Annotated in this window: 1 protein-coding gene; it reads right to left on the bottom strand. The window is 58.9% G+C overall.

All coding sequences use genetic code 11. From position 1 onward, the window contains the following. Positions 1 to 139 precede the first annotated feature (139 nt). A complete protein-coding gene (locus ABID44_RS18660) occupies positions 140 to 457 on the bottom strand; it encodes a hypothetical protein (RefSeq protein WP_354153178.1) in 318 nt (105 codons plus the stop codon). Positions 458 to 1,073 lie beyond the last annotated feature (616 nt).

The following is a 1,073-nucleotide window of genomic DNA, read 5'->3' as shown; positions in this document are numbered from 1 at the left end:
TCGAGGCCATGCGGCTTTTCCGGCGAGGCCGGAACGCGGGTGACGACAAACTTCACCCAATAGCCGCCTTTGGGATCGACAAAGAGCATCTGTCCATCAAGGTCCAGAAGTGTGTCCAAGCCCAGATCACGATCCGCGCTCACTTCTTTCTCCTATCAGTCAATGATAGGAAGTGCAAGCTCTCATCCGGCTTTCTCGGGTTCAAGAGTTCGTCGAACACATCGCCGAACCAACGCTCGAACACTTCAATCTCGGCCTTGGTGACAGGAACATGCTCGGGCCAATCATCGGAGACACGCATCCTCTGCCCATTCGGTGTAAGAAGCGGCGCGTCGCCGGCTCGCGCCCGACCGTCCAGCGCTGGCTCGTCCAGATAATCGTATAGATTGTCGGGAAGCGGCTCGGGGATCGACTGTCGCGGTCGCCCTTTGCGGGCGTTGCGGAGTTCTGCGCACATGGAATCCTCCTTGGTTCTGGTGGACTCCGGGGCACTCAAGGCCCCGGAATTAAGCGAACCATGGAGGGGGATTGGCGGCCTGTAGCGTGCCGTATTTGCTTCTATGCGCCGGCGGCACCCCTGCGGATCAGGCCTGTGGCGAGTTTGGGGTATTTTCTGTCTGACTGCTTGTGGCTGCCCAAGCTGGGAAAGCGGCTGTTCAGGGGGTGTGAAGAGTTTCAGGCGTTGGCAGACGCGCAAAAGTTCCTGAGTAAGGAACCTGCGGGCCACAAAGCGATGGCTAAGGGGATTTCGAATTTCGGCCGGTGTCGGCGATGATTCGACCGTCGTCGGGAAGCACCACGATGGATGCGGACAGACCGCTTCGTTGCCCTGCGGCGCGGTGCTGTCGGCTCGGTACGCGGTTGGGTGCGGCTCAGCCTAGCTCGATGATCACCATAAGCATGCCTAGTCCCATTGCCGGAGGCAGATGGCCTCCGGCCGATGTCTGGACCACGTCATGCCGGGTCATGCGCGTTCTTCTGTGATTTTTCATGGAATGAGGACCCTGTTTAAGGGGTGATTTTCGTCCAAACGGGACCCCTTAACGTGGGGTCATCAAGATGCCTCCGGTTTG

Source organism: Aquamicrobium ahrensii (genome assembly GCF_040545755.1).
Lineage (GTDB): Bacteria > Pseudomonadota > Alphaproteobacteria > Rhizobiales > Rhizobiaceae > Mesorhizobium > Mesorhizobium ahrensii.
The sequence above is the reverse complement of the archived record's forward strand: the minus strand, read 5'-3'. Positions and strand labels throughout refer to the sequence as shown.

What these genes read in the sequence shown, in the direction of transcription:
- ABID44_RS18660 (WP_354153178.1), bottom strand. Translation starts at nt 457, where the DNA reads ATGTGCGCAGAACTCCGCAACGCCCGCAAAGGGCGACCGCGACAGTCG.